The sequence below is a fragment of the Collimonas sp. GW821-FHT07E08 genome, assembly GCF_059418905.1.
Window position 1 is genome coordinate 45,154 of record NZ_JBWKQR010000006.1, and the last position, 17,426, is coordinate 62,579.

General features: G+C 61.2%; 17 protein-coding genes. 5 read left to right on the forward strand and 12 right to left on the reverse strand.

The features are described from left to right. Nucleotides 1-16: 16 nt before the first annotated feature. The 3 genes from AC07RZ_RS09250 to AC07RZ_RS09260 form a co-directional block, all read right to left on the reverse strand. Nucleotides 17-793, reverse strand: coding sequence for a 2-keto-4-pentenoate hydratase (locus AC07RZ_RS09250; RefSeq protein ID WP_494667735.1), 777 nt, complete (start codon nt 791-793; stop codon nt 17-19). 49 nt (nt 794-842) lie between these two features. Continuing rightward, complete coding sequence (locus AC07RZ_RS09255; RefSeq protein ID WP_494667736.1) at nt 843-2,126, reverse strand: MFS transporter; 1,284 nt, start codon at nt 2,124-2,126, stop codon at nt 843-845. 107 nt (nt 2,127-2,233) lie between these two features. After that, entirely contained in the window at nt 2,234-3,451 is a 1,218-nt protein-coding gene (locus tag AC07RZ_RS09260; RefSeq protein WP_494667737.1) for a pyridoxal-phosphate-dependent aminotransferase family protein, read from the reverse strand. 260 nt (nt 3,452-3,711) lie between these two features. Between AC07RZ_RS09260 and AC07RZ_RS09265 the strand changes: the two genes are divergently transcribed. Further along, a complete protein-coding gene (locus AC07RZ_RS09265) occupies nt 3,712-4,428 on the forward strand; it encodes a GntR family transcriptional regulator (RefSeq protein ID WP_494667738.1) in 717 nt (238 codons plus the stop codon). Between the two features lie 57 nt (nt 4,429-4,485). Here the strand turns inward: AC07RZ_RS09265 and AC07RZ_RS09270 are convergent, their stop codons facing one another. Genes AC07RZ_RS09270 through AC07RZ_RS09280 form a run of 3 tightly spaced genes read right to left on the reverse strand, consistent with a single transcriptional unit; the run spans nt 4,486 to nt 5,653 of the window. Beyond that, nucleotides 4,486-5,088 carry an SIS domain-containing protein gene (locus AC07RZ_RS09270; RefSeq protein WP_494667739.1) on the reverse strand — a complete coding sequence of 201 codons (603 nt, stop codon included), beginning with the start codon at nt 5,086-5,088 and terminating at the stop codon, nt 4,486-4,488. A gap of 16 nt (nt 5,089-5,104) precedes the next feature. After that, nucleotides 5,105-5,242 (reverse strand): hypothetical protein, encoded by a 138-nt coding sequence (locus AC07RZ_RS09275; RefSeq protein ID WP_186450608.1) that lies wholly within the window; start codon nt 5,240-5,242, stop codon nt 5,105-5,107. 60 nt (nt 5,243-5,302) lie between these two features. Then, on the reverse strand, nt 5,303-5,653 hold the full coding sequence (locus tag AC07RZ_RS09280; RefSeq protein ID WP_144740917.1) for a winged helix-turn-helix transcriptional regulator: 351 nt from the start codon (nt 5,651-5,653) through the stop codon (nt 5,303-5,305). A 126-nt stretch (nt 5,654-5,779) separates the two neighbouring features. On the opposite strand from AC07RZ_RS09280, the gene gstA reads away from it, so the two are divergent. After that, nucleotides 5,780-6,385, forward strand: coding sequence for a glutathione transferase GstA (gene gstA / locus AC07RZ_RS09285; protein WP_494667868.1), 606 nt, complete (start codon nt 5,780-5,782; stop codon nt 6,383-6,385). 176 nt (nt 6,386-6,561) lie between these two features. On the opposite strand, the gene AC07RZ_RS09290 is transcribed toward gstA, so the two are convergent. The 6 genes from AC07RZ_RS09290 to AC07RZ_RS09315 form a co-directional block, all read right to left on the reverse strand. Further along, the gene (locus AC07RZ_RS09290; RefSeq protein ID WP_494667740.1) at nt 6,562-7,356 is read right to left on the reverse strand and encodes an SDR family NAD(P)-dependent oxidoreductase; all 795 of its coding nucleotides are present in this window, start codon (nt 7,354-7,356) and stop codon (nt 6,562-6,564) included. Nucleotides 7,357-7,453: 97 nt separating this feature from the next. Beyond that, nucleotides 7,454-8,170 carry an alpha/beta fold hydrolase gene (locus tag AC07RZ_RS09295; RefSeq protein ID WP_494667741.1) on the reverse strand — a complete coding sequence of 239 codons (717 nt, stop codon included), beginning with the start codon at nt 8,168-8,170 and terminating at the stop codon, nt 7,454-7,456. Nucleotides 8,171-8,248: 78 nt separating this feature from the next. Next, nucleotides 8,249-9,421, reverse strand: coding sequence for a YncE family protein (locus AC07RZ_RS09300; RefSeq protein WP_494667742.1), 1,173 nt, complete (start codon nt 9,419-9,421; stop codon nt 8,249-8,251). Nucleotides 9,422-9,476: 55 nt separating this feature from the next. Then, the gene (locus AC07RZ_RS09305) at nt 9,477-10,292 is read right to left on the reverse strand and encodes a creatininase family protein (protein WP_494667743.1); all 816 of its coding nucleotides are present in this window, start codon (nt 10,290-10,292) and stop codon (nt 9,477-9,479) included. Between the two features lie 171 nt (nt 10,293-10,463). Continuing rightward, the gene (locus AC07RZ_RS09310) at nt 10,464-11,204 is read right to left on the reverse strand and encodes a tetratricopeptide repeat protein (RefSeq protein ID WP_494667744.1); all 741 of its coding nucleotides are present in this window, start codon (nt 11,202-11,204) and stop codon (nt 10,464-10,466) included. After that, nucleotides 11,201-13,297, reverse strand: coding sequence for a bifunctional 2',3'-cyclic-nucleotide 2'-phosphodiesterase/3'-nucleotidase (locus tag AC07RZ_RS09315; protein ID WP_494667745.1), 2,097 nt, complete (start codon nt 13,295-13,297; stop codon nt 11,201-11,203). The genes AC07RZ_RS09310 and AC07RZ_RS09315 overlap by 4 nt, the downstream gene beginning before the upstream one ends. Before the next feature lie 460 nt (nt 13,298-13,757). On the opposite strand from AC07RZ_RS09315, the gene ahpC reads away from it, so the two are divergent. From ahpC to AC07RZ_RS09330, 3 genes are all read left to right on the forward strand, one after another. Further along, the gene (ahpC, locus tag AC07RZ_RS09320) at nt 13,758-14,321 is read left to right on the forward strand and encodes an alkyl hydroperoxide reductase subunit C (RefSeq protein ID WP_144740899.1); all 564 of its coding nucleotides are present in this window, start codon (nt 13,758-13,760) and stop codon (nt 14,319-14,321) included. Nucleotides 14,322-14,408: 87 nt separating this feature from the next. Beyond that, the gene (gene ahpF / locus AC07RZ_RS09325; RefSeq protein ID WP_494667746.1) at nt 14,409-16,004 is read left to right on the forward strand and encodes an alkyl hydroperoxide reductase subunit F; all 1,596 of its coding nucleotides are present in this window, start codon (nt 14,409-14,411) and stop codon (nt 16,002-16,004) included. 227 nt (nt 16,005-16,231) lie between these two features. Continuing rightward, nucleotides 16,232-17,269: an isocitrate/isopropylmalate family dehydrogenase gene (locus AC07RZ_RS09330; RefSeq protein WP_144740893.1), complete on the forward strand. Its 1,038-nt coding sequence runs from the start codon at nt 16,232-16,234 to the stop codon at nt 17,267-17,269. Nucleotides 17,270-17,426: the final 157 nt, after the last annotated feature.

Consider the following 17,426-nt stretch of genomic DNA (forward strand, 5'->3'; position numbering starts at 1 on the left):
ATTGCTGATGCCCGGCTTAAGCCAGCTCGAAATGAATCGGCGGCAAACCCGCAACCTGGCCGATCACCAGCCCCGCTTCATCCGGGAAGTGGATGCCGGTATAGGACCCGGTTGTGACTACCGTGCCGGCAGGCAGGGTTATGCCGCGCGTGCTGCAATGGTTCACCAGCCAGCCCAGCAGGCGCCGCGGATCGCCGGCGGGATTGCCGGCGCTGCCCTTGAATATGTCCTTGCCGTTCAAGGTCAGGTGCGCCTCCGGCTTCAGGAAAGGAAAAGCGGCGTCATAGGCGATGAACTCGCCGCTGACCAGGGCGCCGTGGTTTTGCAGGTCTGCCAGCTGGTTCAGCTTGGGCACTTCCGGCCAGCCGGCGAGGCGGCTGGAAACGATCTCGATCGACGCCGCCATGCCGCCGATGTGGCGCATTACCTCCTGTTCCGGCATCGGCGCCGCGCCGGGCTGGAAATCGATGTCGAAACAAAACATGATTTCCAGCTCGATGCCCAGCACCGGATAAGCAGCGCGCTCGATGACCGTTGTGGCGGGATAGATGCGCCCAGCCGGCAAAGGCGCACCTTGTATCGGCCCCTGCTCGGATTTTGCGCCTATCTTCCAGCCGCCGATCCGTTCCTGCCTCTGCTGCAGGAACGCTTGCTGCACCAGGTAAGCATCGTCGGCGCTGGCCGGCTCCAGTTCCTGCGGGATGCATTCGACTGTCGCATGATTGCCGTATGCCGTGCCCAGCAGATGCGCCAGCCGCTGCTGTGGAGATTGCGAAGATTGCGAAGAATTCATAAAACTCCTGGTTGTAACCGTGTCTGCATGGCCGAATCGGCAGGCGCTTCTAGGCGCCGGCCTTCACCGGATTGGCCGCGCCGTCGGCCGCGCTGTGCTCGAACTTGCTGTCGGGCTGCATGCGGAACGCCAGCAGCACGCCGAATCCCATCAGGATCATGCTGCCGACGAACGGCAGTTCCCAGCTGCCGAAGCGGTCGATCAGGTAGCCGGACAGCACCGGCGAGATGATCGCCGCCAGCGCCGAACCGGTATTCATCATGCCGCTGGCAGTGCCGGAATATTGCGGAGCGATATCCATCGGGATCGCCCACATCGGGCCGATCGTCATTTCGGCGAAAAAGAAACCGGCGCTCAGGCAAAGTATCGATACGTAGACATTGTGCGTAACCAGCAGCGGCAGCAGCGACAGCAATGTCAGCAGCATGCAGACCGACACCATCTGGCTGCGCGCCCGCTTCAGGTTGCCGGTGCGTTTCAGTATCTTGTCGCTGACGATGCCGCCCAGCGTATCGCCGACCACGCCGGCGAAGAACACGCTGGAAGCGAACAGGGCGGATTTCTTGATGTCCAGGTCGTAGCTGTGCAGGAAATATTGCGGGATCCAGCTCAGGAACAGCCACAGCGTCCAGCCATAGCAGAAGTACACGATGGTCACCGGCAGCATGCGCTTGAACAGCGGCCCCCATGGAATCTTCGGCGTGTTTTTCTTGACTGCCGGCAGAATCGCCAGCTCTTCCTGGGTGATGCGCGGATGTTTCTCCGGATGTTCGGTAAACACGAATGCCCACACCAGTACCCAGACCAGGCTGATCACCCCGCAGATATAAAACGATTCGCGCCAGCCGTGGGTCGCCATGATGAACACCACCAGCGCCGGCGCGACTGCATTGCCGATACGGGCGAAGGCATGCGTGACGCCCTGCGCAAACCCGCGGTTTTCCTTGGCTACCCAGCGCGACATGGCGCTGGTGGCAGCCGGAAAGGTGGCGCCCTCGCCCAGCCCGAGCAGCAGGCGCGCCAGCAGCAGCGAAAACAGGCCGCCGGCAAAACCGGTCAGGATGGTGGCGATGCCCCACAAGATGCCGCAATAGATCAGCGTGCGTTTGGCGCCGAACTTGTCGCTGACCCAGCCGCCGATGATCTGGAACACCAGGTAGGGATAGGCGAAGGCCGAGAACACCAGGCCGATCTGCGTTTTCGACAGATCGAATTCTTTTGCAAAGCCGGCCGCGGCGGTGCTGACGTTGACGCGATCCAGGTAGGTAATGAAATACATCAGGCATAACATGATGAGCACGACCGTGGTCGCGCGCAAACGCAGGTGTTTCATTGTTGTCTCCAATATCATGGTGGTCGGCAAGCGCCGCGGGACATCTTTATCCTTGCTCCCCCGTCCTCTGCGGGACGGTGCCGGAGCTGTTTTCGCTGTTTCGCTCTCTACGCCGCCTTCAATACCGGTTTGCTCTTCTGCGCCGCCAGGTTTTCCATCGCCGCCACCACGCCGCTGCCGGCCAAAGGCACACCGGCCAGCTTCAGACCCATTTCGCAGCCGGCCAGGGTCGCCATCAGCGTCAGGTCGTTGGCTTCGCCCAGGTGGCCGATGCGGAACATGCCGCCCTTCATTTTCCCGAGGCCGGTGCCGAGCGACATGTTGAAGTTTTCATAGATGGTCTTGCGGATCGCATCGGCGTCAAAACCTGGCGGCGTCATGACGCCGGTCAGCACCGGCGAGTACAGCGCCGGATCGGCGCACTGGATTTCCAGGCCCCAGGCGCGCACCGCGGCGCGGCAGGCGCTTGCCAGCCGCTGGTGGCGCTGGAACACCTGCTCCAGGCCTTCGCCCAGGATCATGTCGAGCGCTTCCGACAATCCGTACAGCAGGTTGGTGTTGGGCGTGTAGGGCCAGTAGCCGGCCTGGTTCATCTCGATGATGTCGGTCCAGTCCCAGAATGCTTTTGGCAACCTGGCGTTCTTGCTGGCCGCGATGGCTTTCTGCGATACCGCGTTGAAGCTGATGCCGGGCGGCAGCATCAAACCCTTTTGCGATCCGGACACGGTGACGTCGACACCCCATTCGTCATGGCGGTAATCCGCCGAGGCCAGGCCGGAAATCGTATCGACGATCAGCAAGGCCGGATGGCCGGCGGCGTCTATCGCCCTTCGTACGGCGGCGATATCCGAAGTGACGCCGGTCGAAGTCTCATTGTGGACCACGCACACCGCCTTGACCTGGTGTTCGCGATCCTGGCGCAAGCGCTGTTCGATGCGGTCGGCCTGCACCCCTTGGCGCCAGCCTTCGATGCCGGGCAAGCCGAGGAACTCCGGTTTCAACCCCAGGGCTTCCGCCATTTTTTTCCAGAGCGTGGCGAAATGCCCGGTTTCGTACATCAGCACCGCATCGCCCGGGCTCAGAGTATTGGTCAGCGCCGCTTCCCAGGCGCCGGTGCCGGAAGCCGGATAGATCACTACCGGCTGCACGGTCTTGAAGATTTTCTTGATGCCTGCCAGCACCTGCAGGCCCAGCGCGCCGAATTCCGGGCCGCGATGGTCGATGGTGGGATAACTCATGGCGCGCAGGATCCGGTCAGGTACCGGGCTGGGGCCTGGGATCTGCAGGAAATGACGGCCGGCCGGGTGGAAATCTAGTGTCAACATGTATGCCTCCTTTGAACGAATTGTATTTTGCATTCAAAATACTTTATCAGCCCACATTTCAGCCGTAAAGGGATTTTTCACAATACCTGACTGGCGGCATCGGCTTAAAACCGCTGTAAACCTTTAATAATCAATGAAATATAGTGATTTTTAGCTGATTTATTCTTTTTTACATTCACTTCGGATAACCACAGCCAACGATTCTTGCGCCTGGTATTTGATGTTAAAATACGGACAAATGCGTGGAAAAAGGATTTTGAATGCAAAATGCGACAATCGGACAAGAAGAAAAAACCGCTCCCCTGGTGCCCAAACTGGAGCGTCAGCGCCTGCATGACACGGTGGTTGACCATTTGCGCAACCTGATCGTCGAAGCAGTGCTGGCGCCAGGGACCAAACTCAATGAACGGGAATTGTGCGAAACGCTGGGCATTTCGCGCACCCCATTGCGCGAAGCGCTGAAGGTGCTGGCGGCCGAAGGCTTGATAGAGATATCGCCGAACCGGGGCGCGTCGGTCTCCAAGATGTCGGAAACGGAAATCTGGGAAACCTTCGAACTGATGAGCGGCCTGGAAGCGATGTCGGGCGAGCTGGCGTGCGAGCGCATCACGCCGGTCGAACTGGCCGAGATCAAGGCCCTGCACTATGCGATGCTGGCGTGCAAGGCGCAGAACGACTTGCCCGGCTACTACAGCCGCAACCAGGCGATACACGACAAGATCAACGACGCCGCCCGCAATTCAGTGCTGCGCCAGACTTACCTGGGCTTGAACCGGCGCCTGAAAGCGCTGCGCTTCAAATCGAATTTCCAGCCGACCAAGTGGGATAGCGCCGCGCATGACCACGACGAAATGGTGAAAGCGCTGGAAGCGCGCGACGGCAAACGGCTGGCGGCGATATTGCGCCAGCACTTGCTGGACAAGCGCGATGCAGTACTCAGCGCTGCCGCTGTGCCGGGCGCCGAACCGCTGGCTTGATGCGCGCAGGGAGACGGCCGGCCGCGCGCTCACGTACTGAGCGCGGCGCGACAGGCATCAAGCCTTGCCGGCGTAGTTCTTTGGGAAAAAATGACGTTCGATCAGTTCGATCAGGATGTGCAGCACCTTGATGTGCAATTCCTGCACGCGATCGGCAAACGTGCCGCCCGGCGTGCAGATATAGACGTCGCTCAACGACGACAGCAGCTCGGCCTGCTTGCCGGACAGGATAATCACGTGCATGCCGAGGCCGCGCGCGGTTTGCGCCGCGCGGATGATGTTCTTGCTGGTGCCGCTGGTGCTCAGCGCGACCAGGCAATCGCCGGCGCGGCCGTGTCCTTCGATATAGCGCGAAAACACCTGTTCATAACCATGGTCGTTGCCGACGCAGGTCAGGTGGCCGGCGTCGCTGATCGCGGTAGCGCCCAGCGCCGCCCGGTCCAGCCGGTAGCGGCCGGTCAGTTCTTCGGCGAAGTGCATGGCGTCGCACATCGAACCGCCATTGCCGCACGAATACACGCGGCCCTTGCGTTCAAACACATCGATCAGCAGCGCAGCCGCCCGTTCGATCGATTGCAGCGCCGTGTCGTTGGCGAGCAAGGCTTCCAGCGCTTGCTGCGCTTCGGCCAGGCTGGCGTTAATGTGTTGCTTCAATTGCATACTCCGTTCGGATTAGTTAACGATTGCTGCGCGTGACGCCGGCATCGATCACGCCGTAGGGGGTGATGGTGGTGCCGCTGTCGCCGGAAGGCGATGTGACATGGCCGCAGGCTGCCAGCAGCAGGATTGTCATCAGGGAAAACAGTAAGCGCATCGTCGTCTCAAGGGGTGAATGGTAGCTCTAACAGACCTGCCGTGCAGTGAAATGTTCCGGTCAGGGCGCCAGCTTAGCCTGATCCGGGTTTTGCTGCTGCTCCTGTTTCAGCCACAGCCCGAACTCCTTCAACACCTCCACCACCTTGCGCAAGCGCTGGCCGTCGGCGGTAAGGCAGTACTCCACTTTCACCGGCACTTCGGCGTAAACCGTACGCTGCACCAGTCCCGCCGCTTCCAGGGCGCGCAGATCGAGCGTCAGCATGCGCTGGGAAATGTTCGGCACGTCGCGCCGCAAGTCGTTGAAGCGCTTGGGGCCATCCAGCAGGTAAGACACCAGCAGCATGCGCCAGCGTCCGCCCAGCAGCAGCATGGCTTCTTCCACCGAGCAGCCCGAGACATTCGTTTTCATGAAGCCACCTAAGTATAATTTATGTACCTATATAACAAAAATCTCCCTTCTTTACAATAGTAACCGCCATCACCATACTCTCCTGCGCTGCAGCGTATCGCTGCGATTCCACAGGAGAAGCGGATGATGAAACTGTATTTTGCCCCCGAGACTTGTTCGCTGTCGCCGCACATCGTGCTGCGCGAACTGGGCTTGCCGTTTGAACTGGTGAAGGTCGACAACAAGACCAAGCGCACCGCCGACGGCCAGGATTTCCTGGCCGTCAATCCGAAGGGCTACGTGGCGGCGCTGCAGCTGGAAAACGGCGAAGTGCTGACGGAGGGGCCGGCAATCGTGCAGTATCTCGCCGATCTCAGGCCGGAGGCAAAACTGGCGCCGGCCAACGGCAGCTGGCAGCGGGTGCGCCTGCAGGAATCGCTGAATTTCATCACCAGCGAAATCCATGCGGGACTGAGCCCGCTGTTCAACGCGACGCTCCCGGATAGCGCCAAGGCCGTCTTCAAGGACAAGCTGCGGCGGCGCCTGGACCAGGTCGCATCGCCCCTGGAGCAGCACGACTACCTGCTCGGCGCGCAGTTCGGCGTGGCCGATGCTTACCTGTTCACGGTGCTGCGCTGGACGGCATTGTTTTCGATCGACCTGGCCGAGTGGCCGGCCATCGCCCGTTATATGGAAAACATCGGCTCCCGCGCTACGGTGAAATCGGCGCTGGCGGCGGAAGCTGCTGCCTAGCAGCCTGTCGGACTTAGGGGATCGAAGCGAAAAAATAGCTGGGCGAGGACAGATTTTGCCGGATTCGCAGTGTCAATAGCCTAGCTATTGACCAAGAAGCCGGTGAAATATGGTCCGTCCAGGTATTTTTGCAGCCGATCATCCTAAGTCCGACAGGCTGCTAGAGCCCAGGCAAATCAGGAAATCGAACGCACCACGCCGCCATCCACACGCAAGGCGGCGCCGGTGGTAGCCGAAGCCTGTACCGAAGCGAGATAGACCACCATGTTGGCGACTTCCTCCACCGTGGCGAGGCGCTGGATCAGCGAGCTGGGGCGGTGTTCTTTCAGGAAGTTGCGTTCCAGCGCTTCACTCGCGATACCCTGGTCGCGCGCCATCGAGGCAAAGAAATCGCCTACGCCTTCGGAGCGGGTCGGCCCCGGCAACACCGCGTTGACGGTGACGCCGCTGCCGGCCAAGGTTTCGGCCAAGCCGCGCGAAACTGCCAGCAAGGCCGTCTTGGTCATGCCGTAATGAACCATTTCCTTGGGAATCTGCAAACCCGATTCGCTCGACAGGAACTGCACCCGGCCCCAGCCGCGCTTGACCATGCCCGGCGCGTAGTGGCGCGACAGGCGCACCGCGCTCATCACATTGACGTCGAAGAAACGCTGCCATTCGTCATCGGTAATATCGAAGAAAGGCTTGGCTTCGAAGATGCCCAGGTTGTTGATCAGGATGTCGGTTTCCAGCACTTGCTTGAACAGCAGGGCGGCGCCGTCCGCGGTGCCGAGGTCGGCGGCAATGCCTTGCAGGCGGGCGGCAGGAACTTTGCCGCGGATCTGCTCCAGAGCCTGGTCGACCCGTTCCTGGGTACGGCCGTTCACTACCACCGTCGCCCCCGCCTGCGCCAGGCCGAGCGCAATCGCCAGGCCGATGCCGGCAGTCGAGCCGCTCACTACTGCATGTTTGTCGCTTAGATCGATTTTCATGGAATTCTCTCCGTAAGTTACGCAATGCACACTTGCCGCTGCACTGGAATCATAGAGGAAATCCGGGATCGGCATTTTTGCGCCCCGAACACGCGCACTAGGAACCCCGGGCGCAATCGACAATCAGCCGCATCAGTTCGTCAAACTCGTCCGGGCGTTCTTGGCTCAACAGCGGAAACAGGCATTGGTGGTCGGTCCCGGCCACTACCCGCAACTGGCGCGAACGGGCTTTTTGCGCCGACTGCAGCAGCCGTTCCGGTATTTCCAGGGGAATCACGGCGTCGTGCTCGGCCGCGATAATCAGCAGGTTGCCGGTGAATTCTGCCAGGATCGCCCAGGCGTCGCTGTCGGCCCAGCTGCGATGGCGCCGGATGATCGCCGAGAACCGCGGGCCGAACGGCAGCGCGTAGGCGGCGGGTTCATACACCCCGGGCACGATCAGGACCAAGGCGGCGACTTGCTGCGTTTGCGTCAGCTTGATGGCGTTGTAAGCGCCCATGCTGCTGCCGAATATCACCAGCGGCTGCGCCAGCTTGCGGGCCGCAATCACCGCTTCGGCCTGGCGAGTGCGGCTGGCCAGTGAAGAATTTTCCAGCAAGCCGCCGGTATCGCCATGGCCGATGCAATCGAACGAGGTGCTGGCCACGCCGCGCGCCTGCAGCGCCGGCCGCAAACCCGAGCGGCTGGCGGTGGCGCGCGAACTGGCGCCGGCGCCGTGCAGTATCAAGGCATGGCAAGAGGAAGCGGCAGGATGGAAATCGCCTTTCAGCAAGAAATTTTCGTAGGGGACTTCAAAGGATTCTGTGGCTTGCATGATCGGCGGAAAATAAGTGTCAGGCGTAAGTATGCGCCGGCTGCCCGGACCAAGAGTCCAGGCAGCGGTCGAGAAAAATCAGCGCATGTTGCCGGTGTGGCCCAGCGAATAACGGCCCGGCTGCGGCCAGACGGTGAGGCCGTGCGGCTCCATGCCGACCGGGATCGACTTGACCGCGCCGCTGGTGGTGTCGATGGCGTACACGACATCGTCGAAACGGCCGGACAGCCATAGCATCTTGCCGTCCGCGCTGACATTGCCCATGTCAGGGCTGCCGCCGCCCGGGATCGGCCAGTTCGCCACCACCTGGCGCGTGGCGAAGTCGATCACCGAAATGCTGCCCTTGCCGCGGCGGCCGCCGTGGACCTTGTTCGAGCCGCGGTTGGAGACGTACAGCTTGCTGCCGTCGCGGCTCGGGTACAGGCCATGGGTGCCGGTGCCGGTCTTGATGAAACCGGTCTTGGTGAAACTGTCGCCGTCGATCACATAAACGCCGTCAGCCATCATGTCGGCCACAAAAAACGCCTTGCCGTCCGGTGAAATGCGGATGTCCTGCGGCATGCCTTTCTTGTCCAGCAGCAGGTAGCCGAGCACCTTGCGGTTGACCATGTCGATCTTCGCCAGCTTGCCGCCGAACTCGCAGGTGAACAGGGCGTATTTGCCGTCGATCGAAAAATCGGCGTGGTTGATGCCCTTGCATTCCGGCACCGGCAGGCTCGACTTCAGCGCCATCGTATGCGGATCGCGGAAATCGAGCTGGGCATGGGCTTCCACCACCACGATGGCTTCCTTGCCGTCGGGCGTGAAATACATATTGTAGGGATCGTCCACCGCCACTTCCTTGCCCGGCTTCGCAGTCTTGGGATCGATCGGCGTCAGGCTGCCGTCGGGCCGGCCTTCGGCATTGTTCGCTACCCACAGGGTCTTCAGGTCCCAGGCCGGCACCACATGCTGCGGGCTGTAGCCGACGCGGAATTTCTCGACCACCTTGAAGGTCGCCGGATCGATCACGTAGACATCGTTGGAACGCAGGTTAGGCACATAAATGCGCGGCAGCGCGTCAGCTACTACTGGACTGAGGCGGCCGGCGCCGGCTTCGCTGTACAGGTTGGCGGGATTGACCACGGGCGGCATGCCGGCCACGGTGGCGATGGCGGGCGCGGCGGAGGCGCCGGCGGCGAGGGACAGCATGGCCAGGGCACCGCTGACAGAGATTGCGAGGCGCGACAGACGGCAAGAACGAAATTGCATGATGGTTCCTTGATTAAATAAGCAGCAAAGTAATGTCGGTGATTGAAGCGATGGTTTAGCGCGCAGCCGTCTCGGCCTTGAGCGCCTTGACGGTCTGCGTCACGATGTTGTCGATGCCGAGCTGGCCGATTTCAGCGCTGGAGCGGCGCGGATCGCCGCCGTACACGCCGTCGGCCAGGCCGAGCTTGGGACCGCTGCGCAGGCTGTCTTGGCGCACCATCTGCGGCGCCACGGCCAGCTGCAGCGAGGTGTCGGCCAGTCCGGCGTGGGTGCCGATTTCATCGTCGCGATAACCCCGCTTGCGCAGTATCTCGGCATAGCCGTCCGAGCTGGCGGCGTAATATTCCGGCGGCAGGATGGCGCGGGCCGGCGAACCGGCCCAGCTCTTGTTCAGCTGCGCCACGGCTTTCTTGATATCGTTCTGGTAGCCGCCGTGGTCGCCCAGGAACACGATGTTCTTGAAACCGTGGACCTTGAAGCTGTTGGCGGCCGATTCCAGGGTCTTCTGGAAGACGTCGTCCGGGATCGTGATGGTGCCGGGAAAGCGCATGTGCGATGTCGGCGGCGCAAAATTGCCTTCCGGTACGTAAGCGATCACCGGCGCCACCAGTGCATTGCCCAGTCCTTCCGCGATCCGCTGCGACAGGATCTTCACCCGCACATTGTGTTTGCCGAGCGCGACATCGGGGCCGCTTTGCTCGGTCGCGCCGATGGGAATCAGGATGGTGGTCTTGCCGGCCTGGACCTGGCTGCGCAGCTCGGTCCAGGTCAGCTCTTCAAGGAAGACGGTTTTCGGCGTTTGCGCAAAGGCGATCTGTGTGGCGGTGAGGAAAAGGGCGGCAACGAAAATCCGTCGTGGTGACAAGAGCATGAACATTCCTCATGAAAAATCCGGGTCAAGTGTGTACGCTGTCGGCGCAAGGCCGGCAACCGGCATATGACGCCGGATCGGCACACAGGTTCCTGGCTCATTCTACTCTGCCGGATATGAGGATAGGGACGGGGGCAATCCGGGCGTCCTGGAGCGCCCGGCCTGCAGCGGTTACTGGTAGTTATTCCAGCGCATGCTGCGCTCGTCGGTGGCTTCCTTGATCAGGTGGCGCGCCCGCACAGGATCGCGCTCGCCGTCCTGGCCGCCGCCCTCCAGGCTCATGGCCAGGGCCTGTATCGCCACCGGGAAATCGCCCTCGGCCGAGCGTTCCAGCCATACGCGGGCCAGCTGCGGATTCTGCTCTACGCCTTCGCCCGCGGCATAGGCGTTCGACAGCAGGAACATCGCTTGCGCGTTGCCCTGCTTGCTGGCTTCCAGCAGCCATGTAGCCGAAAGTTGCAGGTTGCGCGGCACGCCCTCGCCGTATTTCGCCATGCGGGCCAGCATGAAACTGGCTTTTGCATTGCCCGATGCAGCGGCACGCTCATACCAGCTCCAGGCTTGGGCCTGGTCAAGCTTGAGTCCCAGGCTGCCTTGATAAAAAGCCTGGGCCAGCTGGAACCGGGCTTCCTGGTCGCCGGCGGCCGCCGCTTTCTGCAGCCATGCGCCCGCTTGCGCGGACTGGTCGGGAATCGACGCCAGCGCCAGCGCCAGTTCGCGCTGCGCCACCGGACGGCCAGCCGCGGCCCAAGCCTGCAACTGGGCAATCGCGCCGGGCTGGCGGCCGTGCAGGGCAAGCATGCCGACCGATTCGATCCGTGCATTGTCCGGCACTACCTCGCCGGTACATGCGCCCAGCGACGCAGCCAGCAGCAAGAGCGTTATCGCCAGCGGTTTTTTGATTGCCGTCATTTGCTCAGATCGATGGCGTATTTGGCAAAACCGCTGGCGTCCAGCGCGCCTTCCGCCGTTACCCGGCCCAAGCCCAGCGCTTGCGCCACCGCCAGCTTGCCCGGCGCGGAACGCAGGAATACCGGGCCTTGCGTGCTCACCTTGACGAAACTCCAGCTTTGTCCGCTGCCGTTTGCCGCATTGGTGACCTTGCCCTGTTTTTTCAGGTACGCGCTGACCACCGCCTGGTTGGCGTCCGGCGATTTGATGATGGTCTTGCTGCCGTCTATGCCCGGCACGTTGCCGCCGCCGCCCGCGCGGTAGTCATTGGTGGCGACGATGAAATCGTCGGCATCGGCGACTGCCTTGCCGGCGTATGTCAGGTTGACGATGCGGCTGCCGGCCGGTTTGGTGACGTCGATCTGGTACTGCATCGCGTTGTTTTCGGCATAGAACACGTCGTAGTTGAAAATCGTCGAGTAGGACGGCACCAGGTCTTGCTCGCCGGCGCTGGCCGGATTGATCGTGGCGAACTGCCTGGCCGCGGCTTCCAGCCAGTTTTTCAGATCGGAGCCCTTGATCTTCACCGCCTGCGGGTTGTTGTTGCCGTACAAGTACAGATCGCCCGGATTGCGTACCTGCAGGCCGAACGGCGCGGCCGGAGACGCGCCCGGAGCGACGTCGGTAAAGTCGGTCGGACCGTTGCGGCCGGCCTTGAACGGCGCGCTGCAGGAAATCACCGGGATCGACTTGTAGCTCGCCAGCACCGGATCGGTAGAGCTGGCGAGGAAGGTTTTCACATAGTCGATCTGCGCCTGGTTGACGATCTGGATCGCGCTGACATCGCCCACCAGCGAAAAGTAGGCAGACATCTCGAAATCGGTGGTGGTGCCCAGCGGCTGCGTGGCATAAGACAGGGTAGCCTGGTGTTCAGTGGCGACCAGCGGCGCAATCGAAGGATCGGCGTCGATGATGGTCTTGCCGTCTGCATATTTGAAGCCGCGCGCTTCGACGCTGGTCTGGTCTTTCTGCACCACCCATTTGCCGCCCTGGTATGTCAGCACCATCTTGATGATGCCCAGGCGCCGCCCCCAGCTTTGCGCCATCACTGCCGGAATGCCGTTGACCAAGCCTTTGCTGGTATCCACCAGGGTGCTCGGCAGGGCTGCCAGCGAAGCATCGATGGCCGGCGCGCCGGCTTCGCGCGCCTGCGGGAAGATCAGGTGGGCATGGCCCAGCATCAAGGCGTCGATGCCGGTGCTGGCCAGGTACAGGCTGCCGTTTTCCATCTTCGGGCTGTAAGGCGAAGCATCCAGCCCGCCGTGCGACAGGGCGACCACCAGGTCGGCGCCCTTGCTGCGCATTTCCGGCACATATTTGAGCGCCGATTCCTGCACGCCGTTGACCATTACCTTGCCGGCCAGGTTTTTCTGGTCCCAGTCCATGATCTGCGGCGGCACGAAGCTGATGATGCCGACGTTCAGCGTCACGTTCATGCTGCCGCCGTCAGGCTTGGTAGCGGTGAACTGCTTGGCGATCAGGGCATAGGGATTGAAGATCGGCTTGCCGGACGATACCCCGACCACGTTGGACAGCACCAGCGGGAAGTTGGGGGCGCCGCAGCTGCTGCCTTTTTGCACGCCCGGCACGCCGAAGTCGGTATTGGTGATCTGGCTCAGGAAATCCAGGCCGTAGTTGAATTCGTGGTTGCCCATGCCGGCGCCGTCGTACTTCAGGGCGTTCATCACCTTGTGCACCGCCAGCGTGCCGCTGCAGGTCACCGGCGCGGCAACCGCCTGGTAATCGCCGAGCAGCGTGCCCTGGATGACATCGCCGTCGTCCAGCAGCAGGTTGTTGGGATTTTCCTGGCGCGCGCCCTTGATCAGGGTTGCAGTGCGTTCAAGGCCGAGGCTGGTGTCGGCTTTCAAGCCGTAATAGTCGTAGCTCAGCACGTTCTGGTGAATGTCGGTAGTCTCCAGTAGTCCGAGCTTGAGTACCGTTCCCTCGGGAATCGCACTGTCGGGACTATTGACGCCGAGGTTGCTGCTGCCATTGCTGCCGCAGGCGGAAACTGCCAAGGCGGCGAGGGCGGTCAGGCACATCTTTTTATGCATGGGAACTTTCGGAAATATTGTCGGGGCTTGTCTTGATAAGAAGCTGGCGCCACTGTTACGCGCTTTTGGGGCGTTCCGGGCGGAAATTATATTTTGGAAATATTTCCTGATCATTACATTACGTTACATGCGCCGGCGCCTTGCGCGCCGGCAGGGTTTTGTTCTACAACCGTTATTTCGGCATGAATCGCGGCACGAATCGCGGCATGACGGATCGAGACAGTTTGCTTAAACTAATTGCCCGATTAAACGTCCATTCAGTTCTGGGCCCGTTTTCTATTGATTGCCTGGAAAGCATGTTTTGTACCAAGGCAAAACCGTATTCAAAGGAGGATTTCACTCGTTGTCGATAGTTATTTTGAATCGAAACACAAAATTAAATCAATTATACAAATGAACCAACCTGGTTTATCGTTGCTACCTAGAATTCTTCAACCCCAGCCTTAGTAAGGAAAACACTATGTCTTTGATCAACACCCAAGTTAAGCCATTCTCTGCAACTGCTCTCCATAACGGCAAGTTCGTGCCCGTCACCCAGGAAACCCTGAAGGGTAAGTGGTCGGTATTCGTGTTCTACCCGGCTGACTTCACTTTCGTCTGCCCGACAGAACTGGAAGACCTGGCCGACAACTACGCCGAATTCCAGAAACTTGGCGTGGAAATCTACGGCGTGTCGACCGACACCCATTTCGCCCACAAGGCATGGCACGACACATCGGACGCCATCAAGAAAGTGAACTACCCGCTGGTTGGCGACCCGACTGCAACCCTGTCGCGCAACTTTGAAGTGCTGATCGAAGAAGAAGGCCTGGCGCTGCGCGGCACTTTCGTGATCAACCCGGAAGGCCTGATCAAGCTGTACGAAATCCACGACAACGGCATCGGCCGCGACGCTTCTGAACTGCTGCGCAAGGTCAAGGCAGCGCAATACGTCGCATCGCACCCAGGTGAAGTTTGCCCAGCCAAGTGGAAAGAAGGCGAAGCAACCTTGACGCCATCGCTGGACCTGGTCGGCAAGATCTAATACCCGCAAGTGTTTTACGGTTCGAGCCCTGCATGGGCTCGGGCCGAGCCGTACCCCTATTTATCGTCACGAATGCAAGGAACCGCCATGCTGGATGCAAATCTCAAAACCCAATTGAAAAGCTATTTGGAAAAAATCGTGCAACCGATTGAGATCGTTGCGTCGCTGGACAACGGTGACAAGTCTCGTGAACTGCAATCGCTGCTGCAGGAAATCGCGACGCTGTCGGATCGCATCACGCTGATCGAGCGCAGCGACGACAACGAACGCAAGCCGTCTTTCTCCATCAACCGCCCAGGCGTCGATACCGGCATCCGCTTTGCCGCGATTCCGATGGGCCACGAATTCACTTCGCTGGTGCTGGCCCTGCTGCAGGTCGGCGGCCACCCGGTGAAACTGGATGAAGCCGTGATCGAGCAGATCCGCAACCTGGATGGCGATTACGTATTCGAAACCTATATCTCCCTGTCTTGCCAGAACTGCCCGGAAGTAGTGCAAGCCTTGAACGTGATGGCGCTGATCAATCCGCGCATCCGCCAGGCCACCATCGACGGCGCGCTGTTCCAGGACGAAGTGGAGAAACGCGAAATCATGGCGGTGCCTACCACTTACCTCAACGGCGAGGTGTTCGGCCAGGGCCGCACCAGCGTCGAGGAAATCCTCGCCAAGCTCGATACCGGCGCCGGCGCCCGCAAGGCGGTCGAACTGAGCGCCAAGGCGCCTTACGACGTGCTGATCGTCGGCGGCGGTCCTGCCGGCGCGGCAGCTGCCATCTATGCAGCGCGCAAGGGCATCCGCACCGGCGTGGTGTCGGAACGTTTCGGCGGCCAGGTGCTCGATACGCTGGCGATCGAAAACTTCGTTTCGGTGCAGGAAACCGAAGGACCGAAGTTCGCCACCGCGCTGGAGCAGCACGTCAAGAGCTATGAAGTCGACATCATGAACGTGCAGCTGGCCTCGGCGCTGGTGCCGGGCAAGCTGATCGAAATCAAGCTGGCCAACGGCGGCTCGCTCAAGAGCAAGACCGTGGTGCTGGCTACCGGCGCCCGCTGGCGCGAAATCAACGTGCCGGGCGAACGCGAATACCGCAACCACGGCGTCGCCTACTGCCCGCACTGCGACGGCCCGCTGTTCAAGGGCAAGCGCGTGGCGGTGATCGGCGGCGGCAATTCCGGCGTGGAAGCGGCGATCGACCTGGCTGGGCTGGTGTCGCATGTGACGCTGATCGAATTCGGCGGTGAGCTGCGCGCCGACGCCGTGCTGCAACGCAAGCTGCACAGCCTGAAAAACGTCACCGTGATCACGTCGGCGCAAACCACCGAAATCACCGGCGACAGCAAGAAGGTCAACGGGCTGGTCTACAAGGACCGCAAGACCGATGCCGTGCACACGGTGGAGCTGGAAGGCGTGTTCGTGCAAATCGGCCTGGTGCCGAACACCGAATGGCTGAAGGGCACGATTGCCTTGTCGCGCCATGGCGAGATCGAAGTCGACGCCAAAGGCCAGACCTCGATCCCGGGCGTGTTCGCCGCCGGCGACGTCACCACCGTGCCGTTCAAGCAGATCGTGATCGCGGTCGGCGAGGGCGCCAAGGCGTCGCTGAGCGCATTCGACCACCTGATCCGCAGTTCGGTGTCGGATGAAGAAGATGCCGCCGCTGCAGCCGAAACTGTCGCTGCCTAAGAAGTAACCAACCTGCCGTAGCGTTTTGCGCCAGCCCGGTTCCGCGGCTGGCACAAAACGCTACGGCGGGCTCCTCTGCTCCCATGTTTGTCTGAAACGCAACGCGACAGCAATGCCGCGGGGCTTTTCCCTGCGCGACCCCTTTTGTAAACTGCCCGAAAGCTTCGCGGTGCTAATATTATCGGTCTCACTGTCCCGTTCCATGAATGCGTTCTCAAGAGGATTCCATGAATAGCCCAATACCTAAGCAAATCCCCGCCACGCTGATTCCCGGCGACGGCATCGGACCGGAAGTAGTCGAAGCCACAGTCAAGGTGCTGGAGGCGCTTGGGTCGCCGTTTTCCTGGGATATACAGCAAGCGGGCGTGGCCGGCGTCACCAGCGCCGGCGATCCGCTGCCGGCAGCCACGCTGGCCAGCATCCGCAAGAACAAGCTGGCCCTCAAGGGCCCGCTGACCACGCCGATAGGCGAGGGCTTCCGTTCCTCCAACGTGCGCCTGCGCGAGGAATTCCAGCTGTACGCCAATGTGCGCCCGGCGGTGACCATCGTGCCGGGCCGCTTTGAAGATATCGACATCGTGCTGGTGCGGGAAAACATCGGCGGCTTCTATGTCGCGCACGAGTACTACATCCCGGTCGGCGACGATCCGCGCGCGGTAGCGGTTTCCACCGGCATCAACACGCGCGACGCCTGCAAGAAGATTGCGCGCTTCGCCTTTGAATACGCGCTCAAGAACGGCCGCAAGAAAATCACCGTGGTGCACAAGGCCAACATCCTCAAGGCGCTCACCGGCATCTTCCTCGAAGCCGCGCGGGAAATCGCACGCGAATATGAAGGCAAGGTACAGATGAACGACATGATCGTCGATGCCTGCGCCATGCAGCTGGTGCTCAATCCCTGGCAGTTCGACATGCTCCTGTGCACCAACCTGTTCGGCGACATCCTGTCCGACCAGATGGCCGGCCTGGTAGGCGGCCTGGGCATGGCGCCGGGCGCCAACATCGGCGACGACTGCGCGATCTTCGAAGCGGTGCACGGCTCGGCGCCGGACATCGCCGGCAAGGGCATCGCCAACCCGATTTCCCTGCTGCTGGCAGCGGGGCAGATGCTGGACCATGTCGGCCACAAGGACCTGGCGCTGCGCCTGCGCACCGCGATCACCGATACGCTCAACAAAGACCATGTGGCTACCGGCGACCTCAAGGGCAAGGCATCTACCCGCGAATTCACCGAAGCGATCATACGCAGGCTGCAGGCCGCCTGAATTGCAACACTCGTCGAACCCTGATCTTCCTTTCATCTGAGATCCAATCCTGCCGCCAGCATGCACCGCTGGCGCGCAGCGCCCCCTGCATCGTCATCAGGCAGTAACAAACCCCCGTTAGACTCAACGCCGCTGATGCGCGACCTTGCCTATCCGG